Here is a 21,427-nt window from a genome sequence, read left to right as displayed (position 1 = left end):
TGAATAGATGATTGATAGTAGATGATAGATGATGGCAGATCGTCGGCTCGGTTCATCTATCATCGATCATCTATCATCGTTCAGCGTGGCCCGTCCCACCACTTCATACCGTGCGCCCTCTTTTGCGAGGTGGCTCCGCATGAGCAGGACGTCGCGGACGAGAACGGGTTCGCTCTCGACGTGATAGGAGAGCAGCGCATCGGTCTGGCGCGCTTTGCCGATGGGATCCTTGATCCGTGCGACGGTGAGATGCGGTTTGAACGGATTCTCTTCGGGCGGATAACCAATCGCCTGCATCGCCGTCTCGATCTTCTGATTCAGCGTGATCAAAGCGTCGCCGGATTTCAGTCCGACCCAATAGACTCTGGGCCGGTTCGGCGCGGGAAAGGCGCCGGTACCGCGCATCTGCATGGTGAAGGCGGGAACGTCGCTGCACGCTGCAGTCAGTTGATCGCGCACAATCTGTAGATCGCGGTCGTCCGTCTCGCCGAGAAATTTAAGTGTGAGATGCATGGACTGCGGGTCCACCCACTTCACTCCGCGACCCAACCAGCCGATGGCGCGCTCGATTTCGGCCAGGTCGGTTTTCCACGCCGCGGGGATGTCAACCGCGACAAACAGCCTCACGCCAACTCGTCCATCAGTCGTTTCCAGAGCATGTACATCGCACCGTGCACGGCGCGCAAGCGAATCAGGCTGCGCTCTCCGGCCAGCCGGTACAGTCGGGAGTTGGTATCGCGCGCGTTGCTGATGGCGATCCAGACCGTGCCGACGGGCTTATCGTCGCTGCCACCGTCAGGTCCGGCGACGCCCGTGATGCCGACGCCCCACTCGGTCTTTGACACATTGCGCACGCCTTCGGCCATCGCGCGTACCACAGGTTCAGAGACCGCGCCGTGCGCTTCGATCAACGCGCGATCGATGCCGAGTTGCTCCTGTTTCGCCTCGTTGGAATAGGTGACGACGCCGCGCTCGAACCAGCGCGACGAGCCGGGAATCTCGGTCAGCATATTCATCAGCAACCCGCCCGTGCAACTCTCGGCGACCGCGAGTCGTTGGGAGCGGTTCATGAGAATATTGCCGAGTACCGCCGCGAGCGGAGCATCCCCCACGGCATAAACCTTGTGGTCCGCGGCTTCGCGCAGGATCGCTTCGGCGGTGGCGATCTGCATGTCGGCTTCGTAGGGATCAGACGCGCGGGCGATCATTCGCAAATCGAGCAGTCCGTGATGCGGCAGAAACGCGAGCTTCACGTTCTGCTCGACGGTGGCCAAGTCCGTGATGCGCGCGAGCAGTTGCGATTCGCCGGTATCCGCCAGGCGCAGTTGCTTAGCCCTGACCATCGCGGACGGAAACGCCTCTCGCACATGCGGGACCACCGACTCGGCGAGCATCCGTTTAGTTTCGGCGTGCACACCCGGCAGCGAGAAGACAAGTCGGCCTTCCTGTTCGATCAGAATTCCGGTGGCCGTGCCCATGGGGTTGGGAACCTGTATCGCGCCGACGGGAAAGCGGGCCTGATTGCGGGACGTGACCGGCATCTTGATCCCGCGCGCCTGAAAGAACGCTTCGACGTGCGCGAGCAGCACCGGGTCTTCGCGAATCTCAAGACCAAAGAGATCGGCCAGCGCGTCCATCGTCAGATCGTCAGGCGTGGGTCCGAGACCGCCGGTCAGAATGATGACATGCGCGCGCGTCAGCGCACGGCGCACGGCGTCCTGGATTTCGCCTTGCTCATCCGCGACTACGTCGCCCCATTTGGCGGGAACGCCGATGTCGGCCAGTGCGCGGCCGATCACGGCGGCATTGCCGTTGACGACTTCACCGCGCAGGATTTCATCGCCGATGGTGATGATCTCGGAGAGGATCTGCAAACAGGATTACGGTATCATGGATGAAACGGCCGTTTCGTCTCCGGGAGTGGAGCTCCCACCCCCCTGTAGTCCCCCCTTGAAAGGGGGGACGGGCTGCGAGAATAACTTGCTGCGGCTGAACCAGTGGTCGCTGAATGAGTTCAGACCAGAGCTCATCGCACCAGTACCCCATCCCCCCTTTCAAGGGGGGATCATAGGGGGGTGGCGGCAACCCTCCGCGCGCTCTGCGGTGCGGCACTACATTCCCGTGTACCAACCCGGCAAATAGTCCCGCGCAACAAATTGAATAATGAACAGTGAGATGGCTCCGTAGATTCCCGCGACGACATCATCGAGCACGACACCCCAGCCGTTGGGGAGCCGCTCAAACGAGCGAATACCGAGCGGCTTCAGGATGTCGAACCCGCGAAAGGCGAAGAAGGCGAGAGCGTATCCCGCCATCGTGTGCGGTGCAGCGATCAGGGTGATCCACTGACCGATGAACTCATCGAATACGAACTGATCGGGATCGCCCTTGTGCGGATTCGGACGGCGCAGCGCGGCAAACTGCTCCGCGTGCACGACGTCAAACGCATCGATGGACTTACGGGCCAGCGCCGCCCCCCACCACGTCAGCGGGACGATCAGCAAGATCCACGGCCACGTAGTCAAGAGCGGAACGAACCAGAAGCTCACACAAACCGCCAGCGAGGCGACGGTGGCGGGGGCGATCGGCGAATGCCCGATTCCGCACAGGGTGACTGCCAGCCAGTCCGCGAGCACGAGTCGTTTCACTTGCCGCGCTGCCGGATTTCTTTGAGCAGTTCGCGATTGCCGACCATGTACTCAACGAACGTAAACGCGGTGTAGAGCGTGATCCCGACGAGTAACCAGTAGATAATGCGCGGCAGATAGGGGATCGCGAGGAAGTTGTCACTGACAATCTGTAATCCGAGCACGGTGAGCGCGGTGGCGCCTTGCAGGATGCCCTTCCACTTCCCGCTGGTCCTGCGGCCCATGGCGGTTCCGGTGAGCGCGGAGAACACGCGCAGATAGGCCACGACGACATCGCGATAAACGAGCACGGCGATCATCCACGACTGTGCGAGTCCCATCACCAGGAAGCCGATGTAATAGGAGAGCCGCGAGATCGTGTCGCTCATGGGATCGAGCAACTTGCCGACATCGGAGACCTGATTCCGGGAGCGGGCGGCCATGCCGTCGGCGACGTCCGTGGCCTCGATGACCACGGCCACGGCGAAGGCGGCTTCGAGCGCGTACTTCCAATTCGTCAGATAGGCGACGAGGAACAGCGGTCCGAGCGCAAGCCGGGACAGCGTAAGTTGGTTGGGCAGACTGAAGCCGGGGATCAAGGGTGGAAAACTTGAAGTTTGAGATTTGAAGCTTGAAGCGACGGTCGAAAACTTGAAACTTCAAACGTGAAACTTGACCGACTCAGCGGGTGGCTTTCACGTTTCAAGTTTGAAGTTTCAAGTTTGTCTTAGCTGACTCGGACGCGGCCTTCGAGGGCGCTGGCGAGCGTGACTTCATCGACCTGTTCGATTTCGGAACCGACGGGCACCCCGCGGGCAATGCGCGAGACCATCAGGCCGAGAGCTTTCAGTTCGCGCGTGAGATAGAGCGCGGTGGCGTCGCCGTCGGTGTTGGCGTTGGTGGCGAGAATGACTTCGCGCACCTGGCCGCTGCGGAGGCGTTCATAGAGTTCGGCAATGCGCAGGCTGTCGGGGCCGACGCCGTCGAGCGGTGAGAGCGCGCCGCCGAGGACATGATACAAGCCGCGATACGCCCCGAGCTTCTCCAGCCGCAGCACGTCGCCGGGCGTTTCCACGACACAGATCAACCCCGCGTCACGCTTGTGGTCGGAGCAGATCGCGCAGAGTTCGTCTTCGGTGAAGTTGGAGCACTGCTGGCAAAGACGAATGCGCGCTTTGACGTCGAGAATCGCCTGCGCGAGCGCGTGCGCGTCGGTCTCCGGTTGGCGAAGGATGAACAGCGCAAGCCGCGCGGCGGACTTGCGGCCGAGTCCGGGGAGTTTGGCGATCTGATCGACGAGGCGCTCAAGGGACGGCGCGAATTGCGAGATATCCATGACTACTTCGGTTCGCGCACGGTTTTGGGATCGACCTCGACGCCGCCGATGCGGTTGACGAAATTGGAGAACAGATCGCCGCCTTCCGCGGGGGGAACAGGGGGCAGCGGCGGAGTCTGGGCCACCAGTTTCTCCGCCGATTCGGGCAGCGGTCTTCCCATGGCGACGGTGAGCGCGGTTCCGAATAGCTCGCTCAGAATTCTGGCCAGATTGGGGAGCTGCTCTTTGAGCTGCGCCTGCGCCATCTCGCGCGGATTGTGACAGCGAACGGTGAGCTTCGTACCGTTCAGCTCAACGGCTTGCCAGCCTCCGGCACTGGCACCGGCAACGGGGCTGAGTTTGGTGAGACGGATTGCGAGCTCAGGCCAGGCGGATTGGATGGCGGAGAGGGAGAGTGGCTCGCTTGCCGCCGCGGCAGGTGTCTCCACCTGCCCGGAATCGGGGATCTCCGACACCCCCCTGTTATCCCCCCTTGAAAGGGGGGATGGCCCTGTGGCAGGAGCGGGAGCGCTCTTCGCCGCGGCAGGTGTCTTCACCTGCCCGGAATCGGTGCTCTCCGACACCCCCCTGTTATCCCCCCTTGAAAGGGGGGATGGCCCTGTGGCAGGAGCGGGAGCGCTCTTCGCCGCGGCAGGTGTCTCCACCTGCCCGGAATCGGGTATTCCTGGTGCCCGCGATGCGCCGCCTCGATCGGCCGCGACGGCCTCGATCAGCTCGCGCAGCGTGACGACGTTTTCGAGAGTGGTCCAGCGCAGGAAGGAGACTTCGAAGCGTTCGCGCGGGGCCATGGACCATTTGAGCGAATCTTCGAGCTGTTCGGCGAGGCGGATCAGGCGGAACATATCTTCGATGGCGAGTGGCGCGGAGCAGGCTTTCATTTGTTCGATCTCTTCCGGAGACGTTCCGGAGAGTTCGAGGTTTTGCTTCAGGAAGACGATGTCCAACCAATAGCCTTGCAGCGCGCGCAGGAACTCGGTGTATTCGACACCGCGCTGCACGAGGAGCTCGAAGAAGGGCGGAACTTCGCTCACGGCCTGCCGCGCGAGCAGACTGGTGGTGTCGGCGAGTAATTCCGTGGGCAGTACACCGAGCACCTCGCGGGTCTCTTCGGCGCGCGCAGTGCCGCCGGAAAAGCTCACGACCTGATCGAGCAGGCCTTCGGCATCTCGGAGTGAACCGGCTCCGGCGCGGGCGATGATCCACATCGCTTCCTCGTCGTTTGCCCAGCCTTCGCTGTCGCAAATCTTCTTCAGGTGCGGCGCGATATCGGCAGGCCCGAGCGGACGGAAGTCGAAGCGTTGCACGCGCGAGCGGATCGTGGCCGGGACTTTCTGAACGTCGGTCGTGGCCAGAATGAAGATCACATGGGAGGGCGGCTCTTCGAGCGTCTTGAGGAACGCATTGAAGGCCGGCTTCGAGAACATGTGGACTTCGTCGATGATGTAGATCTTCCGGTTTCCCGCGACCGGCGCGAGCCGGCAGGAGTCGTTAATCCGGCGCACGTCATCGACGCCGTTGTACGTCGCGGCGTCCATTTCGATCACGTCCAGCTCGCGGTCTTCGAACAGTGCGCGGCAGGTCTCGCAGACGTTGCACGGCTCGGCGTCGCCTTTCAAGTCAATGTTGGGGCAGTTGACCGCGCGGGCAAGGATACGGGCCGTCGAAGTCTTGCCCACGCCGCGCGGTCCGGTGAACAGGAACGCGTGCGCGAGCCGTCCCTGTCGCAGCGCGTTCTTCAGCGTGCGCGTGACGTGCTCCTGTCCGACGACTTCGTCGAACGTCTGCGGGCGATACTTGCGGGCGAGGACCTGATAGGACATGGAGGAAACGCTGAAACGCTAAAATGCTGAAACGCTGATATCCGATTCCGACTCCCCCCGCTGGCGCATGGGTAGAGACAACCCTATGTGGTTGTCCGTCTGTAGTGTCGCAGGGCAGTGCGCTCGGGGGTGTCTCTCGACCCCCCTGTAATTATCCCCTTGGCGCTACGGGAACTCCGACACCCCCCTATGATCCCCCTTTAAAAGGGGGGATCGTGCGCGGAAGCGATGAGTTCTGGTGTGAACTCATTGGAGCTTCAGTCACTTCCGCCGCAGCAAATCAATACAGCAGCCTGTCCCCCCTTTCAAGGGGGGACTTACAGGGGGGTGGGCTTGCTCGTGCCCGAACCTATCAAGATAGGCCTTTTGGTCCGGAAAGTCAACTCGCGCAGAGCGGAATTTGGGGTCTCAGGTATTATAGAAACCAAGTATTTACAAGGGTTGGAGCCGATCGCAGAGTTCGAGTGTTACTTGAACTGCTCGGATGTACTCACGCAGCAGTTGGCACTGCCCCGATGTTCAACCTCACAGTGAAAAAAATCGTTGAACTTGAATCGCCAGGCTTGCCGCAACACAGGACAAACGAGCTTACCGTTGCTACCTTCCGGTCCTGGCGGGGTTGGGCCGCCGTCGCTTGTACGGGGCCCGGCGATTCTAATTCAACGACGGGCAAGCGGAAAACTGGAAGCGGAAAACAGAAAGTGCCCGAATCCGCGCTGGCTGAATTTCAGGTTTCAGCTTTCCGCTTTCAGCTTTGCCTTCGTGGAGCAGAGCGGGATCGAACCGCCGACCCCCACGTTGCGAACGTGGTGCTCTCCCAGCTGAGCTACTGCCCCAATGACACTTGGCCTGCCTTGCGGCGGGATTCCAGTGAACTGCTAAGGTAGGGAATCTGAGTGAGAAAGTCAAGGCAGGGTTGGTAAGAACTGGTTTTTGCGAATCTTGGCCGATCGGCAGTGCGGCCCTCGCCGCGGCAGGTGTCTCCACCTGCCCGGAATCGGGGAACTCCGAACCCCCCTGTAATCCCCCCTTGGAAGGGGGGATGGCCCTGTGGCAGGTGCGGGAGCGCTTCTCGCCGCGGCAGGTGTCTCCACCTGCCCGGAATCGGGGATCTCCGACACCCCCCTGTAATCCCCCCTTGAAAGGGGGGATGGCCCTGTGACAGGAGGGGGAGCTCTCTTCGCCGCGGCAGGTGTCTTCACCTGCCCGGAATCGGGGAACTCCGACACCCCCCTGTAATCCCCCCTTGAAAGGGGGGATGGCCCTGTGGCAGGGGGGGAGCGCTTTTCGCCGCGGCAGGTGTCTCCACCTGCCCGGAATCGGGGAACTCCGACACCCCCCTGTAATCCCCCCTTGGAAGGGGGGATGGCCCTGTGACAGGAGGGGGATCGCCTCCAACCCGCTTAAGGGATAGGGGGGGCATTACAAGACCTCCAACTCGAGCACAGGCGGAGGATAGAGCGGAGAAAGTTCAGGGAAGATCGCGAGTACCGCCTCCCATTTACCGGAGTCACGGAGTACTTCGACATAGCGGCGGCGCAACCCGTCAACCAGTGAACCGTCAAAGAGTGAGGGGGGATGAGCAGATTCCATCGTCTCCTTCACGAACTGAGCGAACTGTTCGCTGTCAAACAGCGGGTGCTTGGCAGGCTTGGCCGGAGTGGCGGGCGACGGCGGTTTCCGCGGCGCGGTCGCGCGTTCTTCGGAGCATGTTTCCGGAGCACCATCAGAAGAATTGTTCTGAGAGTCTGTCTCCGGAACCGGAGAATTCTCCAAGAATTCTTCAGGATGTGCCCGGTGATCGACCCGGCTCTCCGCGGAAGCCGGGACGTCAAGCACGGCCTTGTCGGTTGGCGTGGAGCGCGTAACCACCAGTTCTGATTGGGGCATATCGCCGTCGGGGTAGAGCGTAAGCACGGAGGCCTCGCCCTCGTTTACGCGACCTGCGAGCCGACCCGCATGGAGTGCTTCGAGAAAGCGTTGCACGGTGGTCTTGGGCCACTTCCAGCGCGTCGCGAGCGAGCCTGCCGAGCAGAGCAGTTGGCCGGGTTCAATCGTGACGGTCCGGCGGCCAAGCTCGACCTGCGAACACTTCCAGTTCGCACGGGCGAGCAGATCCAGGTAGGCTTCAAGGGGAGAGAGGCGGTGGTCGGGAGTCAGCAGCGGGTGTTCAAGCACGGAGCGTGGAACTCTGATGAAACCGTACTTCATGGGGTAAGTAATTGTAATTAAACAGACGAAGCAGCACACGATGATTGTAATATAATACAATTTCTTGCCATTGTCAAGCGAAAAATGAACGAAAGTGCAAATTCAGCTCTGGAACCGGGTTACGTAAGCTTTCGTTTTGGAGGGGAAAGTCGTATCTTGGGAGGTTCGCGATCCGACCCGTCACCCCCCTATGATCCCGCCTTGAAAGGGGGGATGGCGTTCTGGAGCAAAGAGTTGTGAACGGGACTCATCCGAGCCTCCGTGGATTCAGCCGCAAATCAAGAGCGCTGCCCGCCCAAGGGGGTGCCCGCCTTCCGCGTTCCGCATTCAGATTTCTCGCCAACCATATTCCAACTATGAACCGTCTCCTCTCCCTCCTCTTCCTCGCCTCGCTTGGGTTCGCGCAATCGCCCGAGCAGCCGGTGCCGCTGAAGTTTCCGTTGGAGCAGTCGAACGCGATCGTGCGGTTTGACTGCACAGCCGTGCATGTGCAGCCGGACGGGCACAGTGTCACGTTCAATCATTACCGAACGGCTGTGCTCTCCGATCGCGCGATTGCGGAGCACGCCCAGGACGTGAACGTATATAATGCGGGTTATGATACAGTGGAGGTGCTCGTGGCGCGCGTGCATCTGCCGGATGGCAAGGTCGTGGACGTCGATCCGGAGCAGATCAAAGATGTGCCGATGCCCGCGTTCGGGAAATTCTTCCTGCATAATGTGCGCGAGAAGATCGTGACGTTTCCGGAACTCGTCGAGGGCGCGGAGATTGAGATGCTGACCAAGACGACGACGCACGAGCCGCCGATGGACGGCGAGTTCGATTTTTCGTGCGGGCTGGAGAGCGACAATCCGGTGGCCCGGGCCTACGTGGCGATCACGCTGCCGCAGGAGCGCCAACTGCACTGGAAGACGCGCGGGACGCGCGTGGTGAACCATCGCGAAACGCCGGGTGACGGCACGGTGAAACATGTTTGGGAGGTCGCGCAGGTTCCGCAACTCGTGCCGGAGCCGGGCATGCCGCCGTGGCCGGAAGTCGCGAGCATGCTGTTGGCGACGACGGTCCCGAATTGGGAGCGCTGGTCCACCTGGTACGATTCGCTGGCCGGGCCGACGATGGTGGCCGACGATTCGATCAAGGCGCTGGTCAAGGAGTTGACGGCGGGCAAGCCGCGCGACGAGCAATTGCGCGAGATCTTCTATTATGTCTCGAACCGGATTCGCTATGTGGAGACGGCGATGACGGGCCGGAAGGCGGGTTACAAACCGGAGGCGGCGAGCGTGACGCTGCGCAACAAGTACGGCGTCTGCCGCGACAAGGCGGCGTTGATGGTCACGATGCTGCGAGAGGCGGGGATCGAGTCGGAGATTACGTTGATGAATCCGTCGTGGAAGATTGATCCGGAGATCGCGGTGGATCAGTTTAATCACGCGATCGTGGCGGTGCGCGACGGGCAGCACGTCACGTATGTGGATCCGACGGTGGAGAAGACGAAGGAGTTTTTGGCGGGGAACGAGCAGGATCGCGGCGTGCTGGTGTGCGATCATGACGGGGAACCGCTCCGCTGGACGCCGATCGAGGCCTCGGAACAGAACCTCTATTCAATCAAGGCGGAATCGCATTTGGACAGCGACGCGGCGTTTCATTCGTTCGTGACGATCACGACGCGCGGCCTGCCCGATCTGATTCTGCGGAATTATTTGCAGGGCATGCCGCCGAAGCAGCGCGAGGACCTGTTCAAGCGGCTGATTCAGGGCGTGAGCGCGACGGCGGAGCTGCAATCGCTGGAGATCAGCGATCCGATGGATTTCAACACGGCGATGGAGCTCAAGCTCGCCTTCTCGGCGGAGGATTACTCGATCACCGCGGGCAAATACTTGTTGTTTCAAGTCCCCGGCCAGTCCACGGGTTTGGATTTCTTGACGGGCTATCTGTTGGGCGGGACCGATCTGACGGAGCGGCGGTTCGATCTGCGACTGGAGAGCACGTTTGCCGTGCGCGTGGATGAAACGGTGACGTTTCCCGACGGCTACAAGGTGCGCAGCTTGCCGGAAAAAGTCGAGCTGGACTACGGTCAGTTCCGGCTCGCCCGCGATTTTTCACAGAAGGCCAACGAGCTGAATTGCCGCCGCGTATTGGATGTCTCGACGCTGGATGTGACCCGCGAGGATTACTCGAAGCTGCAAGCGCTCTTAAAGAAGAGCGATGCGATGGGCCGCGGGCAGGTGGTGTTGGTGAAGGGGTAGGGACAGACCCGAAATCCGATTCCGGGCACGTGAAGTCGGCGGACACGTGCCTCGGCAGAGAAAAGAAATCCCGCTTCCCCCTAAGTTGTGGAGGCAGGTGTCCGGGACTTGGCATGCCGCACCATCTTGCGGCGGCAGGTGTCCGGGGACTTCACCTGCCCCGTTCGGGAGCGCAGAGATGATTCGACGCCATCAACAGATTTCCCAACCGGGCAGCGTACACTTCGTAACGACGGTGACACAAGAACGCGGTCGCTGGTTCGTCGATCCCGAAGACTGTCGCGAATTGCTCTGGGCCTTTGAGCGCGCTCGTCACCGACTCGGCGTCACCTGCATGGGGTTCGTCTTGATGCCGGATCACATTCACGCGTTGCTGCAACAGACCGAGCCGGACGATCAAATCTCCGAACTGCTTAGGTCTTTCAAGCAGTCAACAACTCAGACGCTTCGGCGCTGCATTCGAGTTCCGCCAGTACAAGCATCGACTCAGAATCGGTCATGGCGCCGGCGATTTGACGATGTTGCGGTTCTCACGAATGACATTGCGCGCGTCAAACTCGGCTACATTCACGGGAATCCAGTGAAGCGTGGCTTGTGCGAGGCCCCTGAAGCTTACGCTTGGTCGAGCGCACGGGATTATCTCGGAACTCCGAACGGAATAGTAGACGTTGATACTGCTTTGATTGGATTCTGAATCGCATTGGTTCACTCTCCCGAGCGGGGCAGGTGAAGTCAGCGGACACCTGCCGCCGCAGGACAGCGTGTGCGCTCGGGTTGTTCCTTGTTCCTTGGTCAGATCAGCCCCGCCGCCAGCGCCAGGCCGAGCACGACGAGCAGCACGGCGACGGTGCCGCGAATGCCTTTGACCGTGGTCCTGTGCAGGAAGCGCGACCCGATCAGGGTGCCGACCATTGCCGCGAGCATGGCCGCGATCATGAGTTCACCGCGTTCGACATTCGCGAGTAGCACGTCACCCCATTTGAGACCGGGGATGTACACGCTTAACCGAGTCAGGTCAATCAGCACGGCGATGGCGACGGAGGTGCCGATGAACTGCGCACCGGAAAGCCCGGCCCGCGCGAGAAACGCGGCGCGAAACGCGCCCTGATGACCGGACAGTCCGCCGAAGAAGCCGCTCAGGAGTCCGCCGACCGGCAGCCATTTCTCGCCGGCTTGCCAGTTGGCGAATCGCGGCACGAACTCCAGCACGGCGAAGTCGATCATCAACACGCCAATGACGAGCTTCAGTACGGTGATCTCGTGCGTCCGGGTTCCCATGGAGTAGGTGACAATCGGTGCCGTGTCTCCTAACCAGGTCAACAGCCATGCCCCGGCAAATCCGGCGAGAATCGCGGGGATGCCGAACCGCAGAAACACGTGGCGGTCAATGTACCGCGCGGTCAGGCCGAACTTGAGGATGTTATTGGAGAGGTGGACCACCGCTGTCGCCGCGACGGCGAGCGAGGCGGGGAAGAAGGCGGCAAAGGCGGGCAGCAGCAGAGTTCCGAGTCCGAAGCCCGAGAAGAACGTCAGCACGGAGGCGAGTAGTGCGACGAGGGGGATGAGGATGTTTTCCATATCTCAAGTATATGCTTTCTTGCGAGAAACTCAATAGCCATGAAACTTCTTTCGCTTATTCTGCTGCTCTCCGCGGCAGGCACGGCCGGTGCGGAGAACCTCGACACCCTGATCGTCAGCGCCGGCGACAAGAGCACGTATCCGCAGGCGAGCACGATCGTGATCTTTGACCGCACAAACATTCGCCTGGCGGCGGACGGGCGAACCCGGACGCGCAAGGAAATGCTGCTCAAGATTGTGGATGAACGCGCGAAGGACGAAGAGGGCGATCAGTCGATCCGCTTCGACGCCGAGCAGGACACGGTGATCATCGAGCAGGCGCGGACGCGTTTGCCCGACGGCCGCTGGATCGCGCCGGAGCAGGACGGTTTCACGCTGACCTCGGCGCCGGAGGTGCAATTCGCGTCGGCCTATTCGCAGCTCAAGCAACAGAACATTTCCTTTCCCGGACTGGACGTGGGCGCGGCGATTCATCTGGTCTATCGCATCGAGCCGAAGCCGGGCAGTGAAATCCCGCAGCAGCCGCGCGCGGGCGGGATCACGCAGTTCGGCGGAACGAATCCGATCTTGCAGAAATCGTATTCCGTGGAGACGGAACCGGGTCGCACGATTCGGTACGCGATGCAGAATAGTCCGGTGTTACCGGTCGTCGTGTTCGACGGCAAGACGACGGCTTATGCCTGGGAATTCCGCGATACGGAGCAGATTCTGACGGAGCCGAACATGGTCAGTCTGGCGTGGTTGGTGCCGCGGCTATGCTGGACGACCTTCCGGGATTGGGATGAACTTGGCCTCTATATGACGGAGCGGTTCTGGGGCGCGGTGGACACGTCGGATCTCGCGCTGGACGAATATGCGAAGCTATCGGCACGAAGCTTGAGCGGCAAGCCGGCGATTTTTCACACGGCGCTCTGGGTCCAGCAGAACGTGCGCACGGTCTCGCTGCCGCTGGGCCGCGTGGGGTATGAGCCGAACACGGCGGATCGCGTGTGGCAGAACAAGTACGGTGACGTGCGCGACAAGAACGTGCTGCTCGCGACGCTGTTGCGCGGCTTCGGCATCGCCTCGGTGCCGGTGCTGGTGTTGAACCGGGATCTCCCGTTTTGCGAATTGCCGGTGCTCGAGCAGTTTTCTCACCTGATCCTCGGGGTCCCGCAGGCGAACGATACGATCTGGCTGGATCCGACGGTGGAGCACATGCCACCGGGAGAGCTTCCGTACAGCCGGACGTACAGCACGGCGTGCATGTTGAGTGACGGCGCACCGCTGTTGATGCGCGTGCCGCGCGGGACACCGGTTCAACGCGGCACGGCGTCGCGCTTGAATTTGACGCTGGCGGCCAACGGCGATTTGAGCGGGACTGTGGAATGCTCACCGCAGATGGATTTCGCAGGCTCGGCGCGGGCCACGTTCAAGGACCAGAAGGAGCGCGAGCGCGACATCTATTTTCAGCAGCTGGTGTCGCGGTTCGGTCAAGGCTCGACGGTGACGGACAGTCGGTTCAGTAATCCGGCCGATCTGGAAACGCCGATGGTCGTGTCGATGAGTTTCGAGTCACCCGGTTACGGCGTGACGCAGGACGATTTGCTGATGGTGGAATTGCCCGGCAATCCGTTCAATTTCGGCGTGACCGGATTCTTCCCGAGCCTGCCGGAAGTTCGTTATCCGGTGGCGTTGTCCCGGCAAGCCCGCGCGGTCACGGAATACACGATCGATCTGCCCAAGAAGTATTCGGTCGCCTATCTGCCACCGCCGCTCTTGATCGACAATCCCTATGTCTATCTCGAACTGAGTCCCAAGCAGGTGGGGCGGACGGTGTCATGGTCGCAGGTGGTCGAGTGCAAGCAGGATCAGGTTCCAGTGGCGCAGTACGAAACATTACGTGACGCTTATCAGCAATTTGTGCTGCCGAAGAACCGGATGATGATGCTTGAGGAGATGAAGGGGAAAAAGTGAGGCGAAGGGACGAGGAGCAGAAATCCGACCCCCCCTTAATCCCCCCACTGCGTGGGGGGAGATCTGAGTCAGGTTCTTCCCCCACTTAGTGGGGGAAGTTAGATGGGGGTCGGCCTGTTCACCCCCTCCTGCCTCAGTGTTTCCGGTTGACAATTTCAAAAGGAATCTGTAGTTTACGATAGCAATTGGGTCACACTTGTCCCCGCCGGAACCCCGCCTGACATCCACGGCTAAGATCAATCAAGAATTGAGTTTGTGATGGCGCAAGCCCGTGAGCGGGTGAAGACTGAGCGGGCGCTTCGTGAAACTGGGCACAAGGCACCGTCGGCGGGCTATCCTCGTGCGACGGGGGTGGAAGCGATTGGGACGACGGCTTCGTGCATCGCGCTGGGCGTGGTTTTACCGTTCTTTCTACATCCATTTGGCGTTTCACCGCGGGTGGTGCTGCCGATGCACTTTCCGGTATTTCTGGCCGGGATTCTGCTGAAACCGTGGCACGCGGCGATTGTTGGAGTGTTCACGCCCGCGCTCTCGATGGGGCTGACGGGCATGCCGACGGCGGATCAGGCGCTGCGCATGGTGCCGGAGCTCGCGACGTATGCCGCAGTGAGCTCGGCGATGCTGAGTATATTCCCGGTCATTCCGGGGCTGTCGGAGCGGCTGGGCCGGATGGCGGCGATGTTCATCGCGATGCTGGTCGCCATGATCGCCGGGCGGTTGGTGTACGTGCTCATGTCGGCGTGGATGATGGGATTTCAAGCGCCGGCGTATTACTCCGGCGTGTTGGTACTGCCCGCGTTGCCGGGGATCGTGGCACAGTCGATACTGATTCCGCCGCTGGCCTACAAACTGCAACGAGTCCTGACGAAATAGCAAACTTGAAACTTCAAACGTGAAAGTTGATTCAGCATCAGGCGTGAGTCGGTTTTCAGGTTTCAAGTTTCAGCTTTCAAGTTTTTCTTCCCATGCTTGATACCAACAACTTGGTCGTCTTTCTGGTCTTGATGGTCGCGGCGGCCGGGATTACCGGGCTGTTCGTGGCGCTCTCGGCCTGGATTGGCCCGAAGCGGCACAACGAGACGAAGGACGCTCCGTTCGAGAGCGGCATCATTCCGCAGCAGGCTGCCGGGCGGCCATTTCCGATCAAGTACTATCTGGTCGCGATTCTGTTCATTGTCTTCGATATCGAAGTCGCGTTTCTCTATCCGTGGGCGGTGAGCTTCCGGCAGATCGGGATGATCGGCTTCGTGTCGATGATGGTGTTCATCGCGGTCTTGCTGGTCGGTTTGTATTACGCGGTGAAGAAAGGCGTGTTGGAGTGGAAATGACGGCGTTCGCCGAGCAGGGACTGTGTCTCTGCCGGAATCCTCGCAGCGCGCTTATCCAACGAGTTCCTCAATTCCGGCGGGGTCAGAGACCCCGCTCGGCGACCTGAGAATATGAGCACACTGGTAAAACCGACAGCGAACGGCCACGAACTGCAAGCGCTTGAGGGCTCAGTCTATACGACCAAGTTCGACAAGCTGCTCGGCTGGGCGCGCAAGTACTCGCTGTTTCAATATCCGTTTGTGACGGCCTGCTGCGGCATGGAGTTCATGTCCACGGCCTGTTCGCATTACGACATCGACCGCTTCGGTGCCGCGTTTCCCAGATTCTCGCCGCGCCAGGCCGACGTGCTGTGGGTCGTGGGGACCATCTCGCATAAGATCGCGCCGGTCTTGAAGACGGTGTACGAGCAGATGGCCGAACCGAAGTGGGTGGTGAGTTTCGGCGCGTGCGCGAGTTGCGGCGGTCCCTACGACAATTACGCGACAGTGCAGGGCATTGACACGATTATTCCGGTGGATATTTACATCGCCGGCTGTCCGCCGCGTCCCGAAGCCGTTTTGGATGGCCTGCTCAAATTGCAGGAGCTGATCCAGAACGAGAAGCACACCGGCACGAGCGGCAGAGGGTACAAGTAGAGGCGGACTGCATCGCCCGTAGCGACGCATGGACACGCGCTCGGGATAGATGATAGATGATAGATGATAGATGATTTCGCGGCGTAGGGGCCGATTGCATCGCCCGCTGTCCGCCGAGCAGGGACTGCGTCCCTGCCGGAATCCTGGAAGCGCGCGAGAGAAGAGAGTTCACCAATTCCGGCGGGGTCGCAGACCCCGCTCGGTGAAGACCGGATATGACCGACAAATTCCCCGAGCAGATTGCGATTGAGAAGAAGTTGCCGCATGCGGTGTATGATTGGCATGCTCAGCACGGCGATCGCACGCTGATCATCGACGGCACGCATCTGCTCAGCATCGCGACGCTCTTGAAAGAGCAACTCGGTTACAACTTTCTGGTGGACCTGACGGCGGTGGATTATCTGCCCCGCAAGCCGCGCTTCGAGGTGGTCTATCACTTCATGAATCTGGAGACGAAGGCCCGGCTGCGGCTGAAGATTCAGAGCGACGAACAGGTCCCGACCGTGCCGAGTTTGACCTCGCTGTGGCCGATTGCGAACTGGTACGAGCGCGAGTGCTGGGATTTATTCGGCGTGAAGTTCGAGGGTCATCCGAATCTGAAGCGGATCATGCTCTACGAGGAGTTCAAGGGCCATCCACTGCGCAAGGATTATCCCAAGACAAAGCGGCAGCCGTTGATCGGGCCGGAGAATTGAGCGGCAGCAATTCCGGCCGGACCCATTAGCTTCCGAAAGAACCCCCCTGTAGGTCCCCCCTTAGAAGGGGGGACGGTTGCGATCTTGATGTTCTCGAAAGCGCGAAAGTCATCGTCGCAGCCACAGGTGTTTGGTACTGCTTCCCCCTTTTCAAGGGGGGATTATGGGGGGTGACGGGAATTCTTCGCGTTTTGACTCTATCTCATGTCACAGACAGAAACTGAATTAGACTACGATCCCGCGATCCCTGAGGAGGAGCCGGAGTATCAGCAGCAGGAGATGTTGCTGAACGTCGGTCCGTCGCATCCGGCGATGCACGGGATTATTCGGATTGTCACGAAGCTCTCGGGCGAGCTGGTGATCGACTCGGATATCGAGATCGGCTACCTGCACCGCGCGATGGAGAAGAGTTGCGAAGACGCGACGTGGAATCAGGCGCTGATCTATACCGATCGGCTGAACTACGTCTCGACGTGCATCAATAATGTCGGCTACTGCATGGCGGTGGAGAAGCTGCTCAACGTCGAAGTTCCGGCGCGCGGGCAGTACATCCGCACGCTGCTCTGCGAAATCAGCCGGATCGCCGATCATCTGACCTGCGTCGGCGCGTCGGCGATGGAACTCGGCGGGTTCACAGTGTTCTTGTACATGATCAAGGGCCGCGAGTACATGTACGAGCTGATCGAGGATTATTGCGGCGGTCGCGTGACCACGGCGAGTACGCGCGTGGGCGGGATGCCGCACGATCTGCGCGAAGGCTGGCTGGACAAGGTTTTGTGGGCGGTGAAAGAGGTGCGCACGATCCTGAAGGAGTGCGACATCTTGCTCACGTATAATCGCATCTTCGTCGAGCGCATGCAGGGGATCGGCAAGCTTTCGACCGAGCGCGCGATTGGCTACGGCTTCACGGGGCCGCTCTTGCGCGCGACGGGCATCGGCTACGACATCCGCAAGGATTATCCGTATCTCGTTTACGACAAGCTCGATTGGAACGTGCCGGTCGGTCACAACGGCGACAATCTCGACCGGTATCTCGTGCGCATGGAAGAGATGGAGCAGAGCTGCCGGATTCTCGAACAGTGCGTCGCGTCAATTCCCGGCGGTCCGGTTTCCAGTCCCGACAAACGGATCACGCTGCCGTCGAAGAAAGATACCTACGGCAATATCGAAGGGCTCATGAATCACTTCAAGCTGATCATGAGCGGCCACGGGATTCGCGTGCCGATGGGCGAAGTCTATCAGGCGGTCGAAGGCGGCAACGGCGAACTCGGATTCTATGTCGTGAGCTATCCGGAAGAGCACGTGACAGACGGTTGCAACGACAAACCCTGGCGCGTGCGCTGTCGTCCGCCGTGTTTCAGTTATGTGGCCGCGATGCCCGAGATGATCAACAACTCACTCGTCGCCGACATCGTACCGACGTTCGGCTCCATCAACATGATCGGCGGGGAGCTGGACCGGTAAGGCGAGCTTGTCATTCTGAAGCCGATCTGCGGGCTGAAGAATCCCACGGGAGCGGGACGCTCTCCCGGGAGCTCCTTCACTGTGTTCAGGATGACAGAGTCTAAGTTTCGTGATTCCTTCATAGAACATGTCCGTAAATTATCCTCAGATTCCCGAAGCGCTGCACAAAAAGGCGGAAGATATTTTCTTTCGTTATCCGCCCGAGCATCGCGAAGCGGGACTCGTGCCGCTGATGTTCGAGGCGCAAAAGGTGCTCGGGTTTATCTCCCCCGAGACGGAGCACTGGCTGGCCGAGCAGTGTCACGTCAGTTTGGTCAAAGTCCGCGAAGTGCTGACGTTTTACTCGATGATGCGCTCCGCGGCGGTTGGGAAGTACTTGATTCAATATTGCCAGAACATCTCCTGCTGCCTGATGGGCGGCGAGGCGGTCTTGGCCCATCTCGAGCAGAAACTGGGCATTCACGCGGGCCAGACCACGCCGGACAAGCTGTTCACGCTGCGTTGCGTGGAGTGTCTGGGCGGTTGCTCGTGGGGGCCGATGCTGCTCGTGAACGAGGATCAGTATTATCAGCTCACGCCGGCGAAGATCGACAAGCTGATCGACGGCTTCAAGAGCGGTAATCCGGTTGTGCCGGACAATCCGACGCCGCTGTTGGGCAATGTGGGCGAGGTGGCCGAAGCATGAGCAGCGCCACCGGAACGATGCGCGTGGTCTCGCGGAATTTCGCGGTGCCGAATATGGCGAAACTCGACGTAGCCACTAAGCACGGCGCGTACGAGATGCTGAAGCGCGCGGTCAAGCTGAAGCCGGACGAAGTGACCGCGATCGTGAAGGCGTCGGGCCTGCGCGGACACGGCGGGGCGGGCTTTTCGGCGGGCATGAAGTGGGGCTTCGTGCCGAAGGACAAGTTCCCGCGCTATGTCTGTGTCAACGGCGACGAGAGCGAGCCGGGCACCTGCAAAGATCGCCTGATTTTCGAGCGTGATCCGCATCTGATGCTGGAAGGCGCGCTGATTTGCGCGTATGCGGTGCAGGCTGAGCGCATCTATATCTACATTCGCGGCGAGTATTTCTACCCCGCCAAGGTGATGCAGGCGGCGGTGGACGAGGCGCGCGCGAAGGGCTTCGTCGGCGAGAATATTCTCAAGAGCGGTTGGTCGTGCAGCGCGCATTTGGCGACCGGCGCGGGCGCGTATATCTGCGGCGAGGAGACGGGTCTGCTCGAATCGCTGGAAGGCAAGAAGGGTTGGCCGCGCCTGAAGCCGCCGTTCTATCCTGCCGCCGTGGGGCTGTGGGGCGCGCCGACCATCGTGAATAATGTCGAGACGCTGGCGTTCGTGCCGCGCATTCTCGAGATGGGCGCGGAGCAGTTTGCCGCCTTGGGCTCGCCCAAGAACGGCGGAACGTCGTTATTTTCGCTGTCCGGTCATGTCGCCAAGCCGGGCGTTTACGAATTGCCGATGGGGACGCCGCTGAAGTCACTCATCTACGAATGCGGCGGCGGCATTCCCAATGGCCGCAAGCTGAAGGCGGTGATTCCGGGCGGTTCGTCGTCGCATATTCTGAAGGCGGAAGAGTGCGAGGACCTCAAACTCGATTTTGAATCCGTCGCGGCGGCGGGCTCGATGCTGGGGAGCGCGGCAGTGATGGTGATCGACGACACGGTCTCGATCCCGCGGCTGATGCTGTGGATGACGCGGTTTTACGCGCACGAGAGTTGCGGCCAATGCACGCCCTGCCGCGAGGGCACGGGCTGGCTGTTGCGGCTGGCCAAGAAGTTGCTGGACGGCAAGGGCACGCGCAAGGATATCGACGACATGTACGAGGTGGCGGACAATATTGACGGCAAGACGATCTGCGCGCTCGGCGCCGCGGTGGCCTGGCCGACGAAGAGCTATCTTGTGAAGTACCGCGACGAGTTCGAAGCGTTGGTGAAGGGCTGATGCGCGTCTCGGTTCAGCACCGAGCCGCCCTGTATGTCATTCTGATCTATGGCGCAGTGTGCGCGATCTGGAGCCAACAGTTGCCCGAGGGCGAGGCTCCCGACGAGGCGGCTCATGTCAGGTACGCCGAGTTCCTCTATTCGAATGCGCGGTTACCGACGCAATCGGAGATTGTTCGAGACAGTCTGTCGGAGGGTTTTCAATCTCCGCTCTATCACATTGCGTTGGCATGCGTGATCGGCGTTACCGGGTATTCCAATCACCGCATGTGTTGGGCGTTCCCGATAGGCGACGGCGCACAATCTGCTTGGCCGGAGCGCATTTACGATCATCGGGCGATGGCCGCGAAAGCAGAGCCGACCGACCTGCTTCGATACCGCATGTTGCGTCTGCCGAATGTGATCTTTGGGATGGTGCTGCTCTGGATCGTGTTCCGCACGATGGTCATCGCGGGATTCTATCCGGTCGGTAGTTTGCTGGTGTCGCTGTTGGCCACGACACCCGCGATGCTTTTCTCCGGCGCCACGATCTCCAATGACATGTTGGCCGGCGTGTTCTGCGCGGCAGCAATCTTGGGGCTGCTAAGATATCGGTCCGAGGGCCGATCCGCTCCGCTCTGGATCTCCGCCTGCATGTTGGCTCTGGGCATGATGACCAAGTCGAATGTGGTGTTCTTTTGGAGCGCGATGGTGGGGGTCTTGTTCTTGACCCCGCCCCGCTGGCGCGTGACCAAGGAACGTCTGGTTCTGCTGATCGTGCCGTTGCTCCTTGCCGGTTGGAGTATGTACCGCGCATTCAGGGTACATCCGCGTCGACTCGATGCTGACTTGATCGCCTATCACTCATCGTCGTGGGGCCGTGAGTTGTTATCATGGGTCAAGACGGCGCTGAAGACCGTGTACAATGCCCTGCCGACCGGTGTCGGAGTCCTGGGGGCGCAAAGCGTCTGGTTGCCGGGGTGGTACTATGGTCTATATTTCGGTCTCACCGCTGTGCTGCTGATACTGGCGTGGCGTGCGGGCGGCCGGGCCGGAATCCAATCGCAGCTCGGGTGGAGCGGACTCCTTGCCGCAGTGGCTCTGAGTCTGCTGTCCGTGCATTGGTTTCGCGAATCCGGCGAGAGTATGCACAGCCGGTTGTTCATTCCGTACTTACCTGCGATTCTCTTGCTGCTCGCGGCGCGCGTGGCACCGCTGCCCACGATGACCGTGCCGGCGCGGCGCGAACGTCCATTGCTGATTCTTGCCGCGCTTCTGTTAGTTGCCGCGCACGCCAGTCGAGACGTTTGGTTCGGTTTCGCGACGGCCGTCAAATCGACCCTGCATCTGCAGCGCGGCGCGGATTGGTATGCGGCGATGATTGGACTCTGGCTGGCTGCGCTAGGCAGTGCGTCGCTGATGGTGGCGACGTCCAATCGCTGGTGGCCGGCAGTCGCACGGCGCGCGGTTCGCAGTCCGTATGTCTCAGTTTGGATCGCCGTATGTGGCGCGACGTTGTCGACGGCGATGTTCTGGATCCGGGTACTTCCGCGGGTCCGCGGCTGATCGCGTCTGTGCTCCGATTGCTGGCCCGGCCGAATGCTGGCG

The 21,427-nt window shown here is 60.7% G+C and carries 19 protein-coding genes, 1 tRNA gene and 1 other RNA gene; 11 read left to right on the top strand and 10 right to left on the bottom strand.

What is annotated here, in order from left to right:
• Nucleotides 1–66 precede the first annotated feature (66 nt).
• From thpR to HZB60_07190, 9 genes are all read right to left on the bottom strand, one after another.
• Nucleotides 67–627, bottom strand: a complete 561-nt coding sequence (thpR, locus tag HZB60_07230) for an RNA 2',3'-cyclic phosphodiesterase (protein MBI5059552.1) — start codon at nucleotides 625–627, stop codon at nucleotides 67–69.
• Complete coding sequence (locus tag HZB60_07225; protein MBI5059551.1) at nucleotides 624–1,874, bottom strand: competence/damage-inducible protein A; 1,251 nt, start codon at nucleotides 1,872–1,874, stop codon at nucleotides 624–626. The genes thpR and HZB60_07225 overlap by 4 nt, the downstream gene beginning before the upstream one ends.
• Before the next feature lie 237 nt (nucleotides 1,875–2,111).
• Nucleotides 2,112–2,648, bottom strand: coding sequence for a phosphatidylglycerophosphatase A (locus tag HZB60_07220; protein MBI5059550.1), 537 nt, complete (start codon nucleotides 2,646–2,648; stop codon nucleotides 2,112–2,114).
• A complete protein-coding gene (locus tag HZB60_07215; GenBank protein MBI5059549.1) occupies nucleotides 2,645–3,226 on the bottom strand; it encodes a CDP-alcohol phosphatidyltransferase family protein in 582 nt (193 codons plus the stop codon). The genes HZB60_07220 and HZB60_07215 overlap by 4 nt, the downstream gene beginning before the upstream one ends.
• 128 nt (nucleotides 3,227–3,354) lie before the next feature.
• Nucleotides 3,355–3,957, bottom strand: a complete 603-nt coding sequence (gene recR / locus HZB60_07210; protein MBI5059548.1) for a recombination protein RecR — start codon at nucleotides 3,955–3,957, stop codon at nucleotides 3,355–3,357.
• 8 nt (nucleotides 3,958–3,965) lie between these two features.
• Nucleotides 3,966–5,783, bottom strand: coding sequence for a DNA polymerase III subunit gamma/tau (gene dnaX / locus HZB60_07205; protein ID MBI5059547.1), 1,818 nt, complete (start codon nucleotides 5,781–5,783; stop codon nucleotides 3,966–3,968).
• Between the two features lie 552 nt (nucleotides 5,784–6,335).
• Nucleotides 6,336–6,434: signal recognition particle sRNA small type (gene ffs, locus HZB60_07200), an RNA gene on the bottom strand.
• A 112-nt stretch (nucleotides 6,435–6,546) separates the two neighbouring features.
• Nucleotides 6,547–6,619 (bottom strand) — tRNA-Ala (locus HZB60_07195).
• A gap of 586 nt (nucleotides 6,620–7,205) precedes the next feature.
• Complete coding sequence (locus HZB60_07190; protein ID MBI5059546.1) at nucleotides 7,206–7,961, bottom strand: hypothetical protein; 756 nt, start codon at nucleotides 7,959–7,961, stop codon at nucleotides 7,206–7,208.
• A 389-nt stretch (nucleotides 7,962–8,350) separates the two neighbouring features.
• Between HZB60_07190 and HZB60_07185 the strand changes: the two genes are divergently transcribed.
• Nucleotides 8,351–10,240, top strand: a complete 1,890-nt coding sequence (locus HZB60_07185) for a DUF3857 domain-containing protein (protein MBI5059545.1) — start codon at nucleotides 8,351–8,353, stop codon at nucleotides 10,238–10,240.
• A gap of 178 nt (nucleotides 10,241–10,418) precedes the next feature.
• On the top strand, nucleotides 10,419–10,934 hold the full coding sequence (locus HZB60_07180) for a transposase (protein MBI5059544.1): 516 nt from the start codon (nucleotides 10,419–10,421) through the stop codon (nucleotides 10,932–10,934).
• 98 nt (nucleotides 10,935–11,032) lie between these two features.
• Here HZB60_07180 and HZB60_07175 read toward each other — a convergent pair whose 3' ends face one another.
• Nucleotides 11,033–11,818, bottom strand: coding sequence for a sulfite exporter TauE/SafE family protein (locus tag HZB60_07175; protein ID MBI5059543.1), 786 nt, complete (start codon nucleotides 11,816–11,818; stop codon nucleotides 11,033–11,035).
• Nucleotides 11,819–11,857: 39 nt separating this feature from the next.
• Between HZB60_07175 and HZB60_07170 the strand changes: the two genes are divergently transcribed.
• The 9 genes from HZB60_07170 to HZB60_07130 all read left to right on the top strand — a co-directional run bounded on the left by HZB60_07170 (nucleotide 11,858) and on the right by HZB60_07130 (nucleotide 21,385).
• Nucleotides 11,858–13,774, top strand: coding sequence for a DUF3857 domain-containing protein (locus HZB60_07170; protein MBI5059542.1), 1,917 nt, complete (start codon nucleotides 11,858–11,860; stop codon nucleotides 13,772–13,774).
• A gap of 258 nt (nucleotides 13,775–14,032) precedes the next feature.
• Nucleotides 14,033–14,647: an ECF transporter S component gene (locus tag HZB60_07165; protein MBI5059541.1), complete on the top strand. Its 615-nt coding sequence runs from the start codon at nucleotides 14,033–14,035 to the stop codon at nucleotides 14,645–14,647.
• 92 nt (nucleotides 14,648–14,739) lie between these two features.
• Nucleotides 14,740–15,102, top strand: coding sequence for an NADH-quinone oxidoreductase subunit A (locus HZB60_07160; protein ID MBI5059540.1), 363 nt, complete (start codon nucleotides 14,740–14,742; stop codon nucleotides 15,100–15,102).
• A 111-nt stretch (nucleotides 15,103–15,213) separates the two neighbouring features.
• The gene (gene nuoB / locus HZB60_07155; protein MBI5059539.1) at nucleotides 15,214–15,738 is read left to right on the top strand and encodes an NADH-quinone oxidoreductase subunit NuoB; all 525 of its coding nucleotides are present in this window, start codon (nucleotides 15,214–15,216) and stop codon (nucleotides 15,736–15,738) included.
• A 215-nt stretch (nucleotides 15,739–15,953) separates the two neighbouring features.
• Entirely contained in the window at nucleotides 15,954–16,433 is a 480-nt protein-coding gene (locus tag HZB60_07150; GenBank protein ID MBI5059538.1) for an NADH-quinone oxidoreductase subunit C, read from the top strand.
• Between the two features lie 204 nt (nucleotides 16,434–16,637).
• A complete protein-coding gene (locus tag HZB60_07145) occupies nucleotides 16,638–17,897 on the top strand; it encodes an NADH-quinone oxidoreductase subunit D (GenBank protein MBI5059537.1) in 1,260 nt (419 codons plus the stop codon).
• Between the two features lie 127 nt (nucleotides 17,898–18,024).
• Nucleotides 18,025–18,582, top strand: coding sequence for an NAD(P)H-dependent oxidoreductase subunit E (locus tag HZB60_07140; protein MBI5059536.1), 558 nt, complete (start codon nucleotides 18,025–18,027; stop codon nucleotides 18,580–18,582).
• Nucleotides 18,579–19,841: an NADH-quinone oxidoreductase subunit NuoF gene (gene nuoF / locus HZB60_07135; GenBank protein ID MBI5059535.1), complete on the top strand. Its 1,263-nt coding sequence runs from the start codon at nucleotides 18,579–18,581 to the stop codon at nucleotides 19,839–19,841. Before HZB60_07140 ends, nuoF begins: the two co-directional genes overlap by 4 nt.
• On the top strand, nucleotides 19,841–21,385 hold the full coding sequence (locus HZB60_07130) for a glycosyltransferase family 39 protein (GenBank protein ID MBI5059534.1): 1,545 nt from the start codon (nucleotides 19,841–19,843) through the stop codon (nucleotides 21,383–21,385). The genes nuoF and HZB60_07130 overlap by 1 nt, the downstream gene beginning before the upstream one ends.
• Nucleotides 21,386–21,427: the final 42 nt, after the last annotated feature.

This window comes from candidate division KSB1 bacterium (assembly GCA_016214895.1).
Classification (GTDB): domain Bacteria; phylum Electryoneota; class RPQS01; order RPQS01; family RPQS01; genus JACRMR01.
The sequence above is the reverse complement of the archived record's forward strand: the minus strand, read 5'-3'. Positions and strand labels throughout refer to the sequence as shown.

What these genes read in the sequence shown, in the direction of transcription:
- HZB60_07130 (MBI5059534.1), top strand. Translation starts at nt 19,841, where the DNA reads ATGCGCGTCTCGGTTCAGCACCGAGCCGCCCTGTATGTCATTCTGATC.
- nuoF (MBI5059535.1), top strand. Translation starts at nt 18,579, where the DNA reads ATGAGCAGCGCCACCGGAACGATGCGCGTGGTCTCGCGGAATTTCGCG.
- HZB60_07145 (MBI5059537.1), top strand. Translation starts at nt 16,638, where the DNA reads ATGTCACAGACAGAAACTGAATTAGACTACGATCCCGCGATCCCTGAG.
- HZB60_07175 (MBI5059543.1), bottom strand. Translation starts at nt 11,818, where the DNA reads ATGGAAAACATCCTCATCCCCCTCGTCGCACTACTCGCCTCCGTGCTG.
- HZB60_07165 (MBI5059541.1), top strand. Translation starts at nt 14,033, where the DNA reads ATGGCGCAAGCCCGTGAGCGGGTGAAGACTGAGCGGGCGCTTCGTGAA.
- HZB60_07160 (MBI5059540.1), top strand. Translation starts at nt 14,740, where the DNA reads ATGCTTGATACCAACAACTTGGTCGTCTTTCTGGTCTTGATGGTCGCG.
- nuoB (MBI5059539.1), top strand. Translation starts at nt 15,214, where the DNA reads ATGAGCACACTGGTAAAACCGACAGCGAACGGCCACGAACTGCAAGCG.
- HZB60_07185 (MBI5059545.1), top strand. Translation starts at nt 8,351, where the DNA reads ATGAACCGTCTCCTCTCCCTCCTCTTCCTCGCCTCGCTTGGGTTCGCG.
- HZB60_07180 (MBI5059544.1), top strand. Translation starts at nt 10,419, where the DNA reads ATGATTCGACGCCATCAACAGATTTCCCAACCGGGCAGCGTACACTTC.
- HZB60_07150 (MBI5059538.1), top strand. Translation starts at nt 15,954, where the DNA reads ATGACCGACAAATTCCCCGAGCAGATTGCGATTGAGAAGAAGTTGCCG.
- HZB60_07170 (MBI5059542.1), top strand. Translation starts at nt 11,858, where the DNA reads ATGAAACTTCTTTCGCTTATTCTGCTGCTCTCCGCGGCAGGCACGGCC.
- dnaX (MBI5059547.1), bottom strand. Translation starts at nt 5,783, where the DNA reads ATGTCCTATCAGGTCCTCGCCCGCAAGTATCGCCCGCAGACGTTCGAC.
- HZB60_07140 (MBI5059536.1), top strand. Translation starts at nt 18,025, where the DNA reads ATGTCCGTAAATTATCCTCAGATTCCCGAAGCGCTGCACAAAAAGGCG.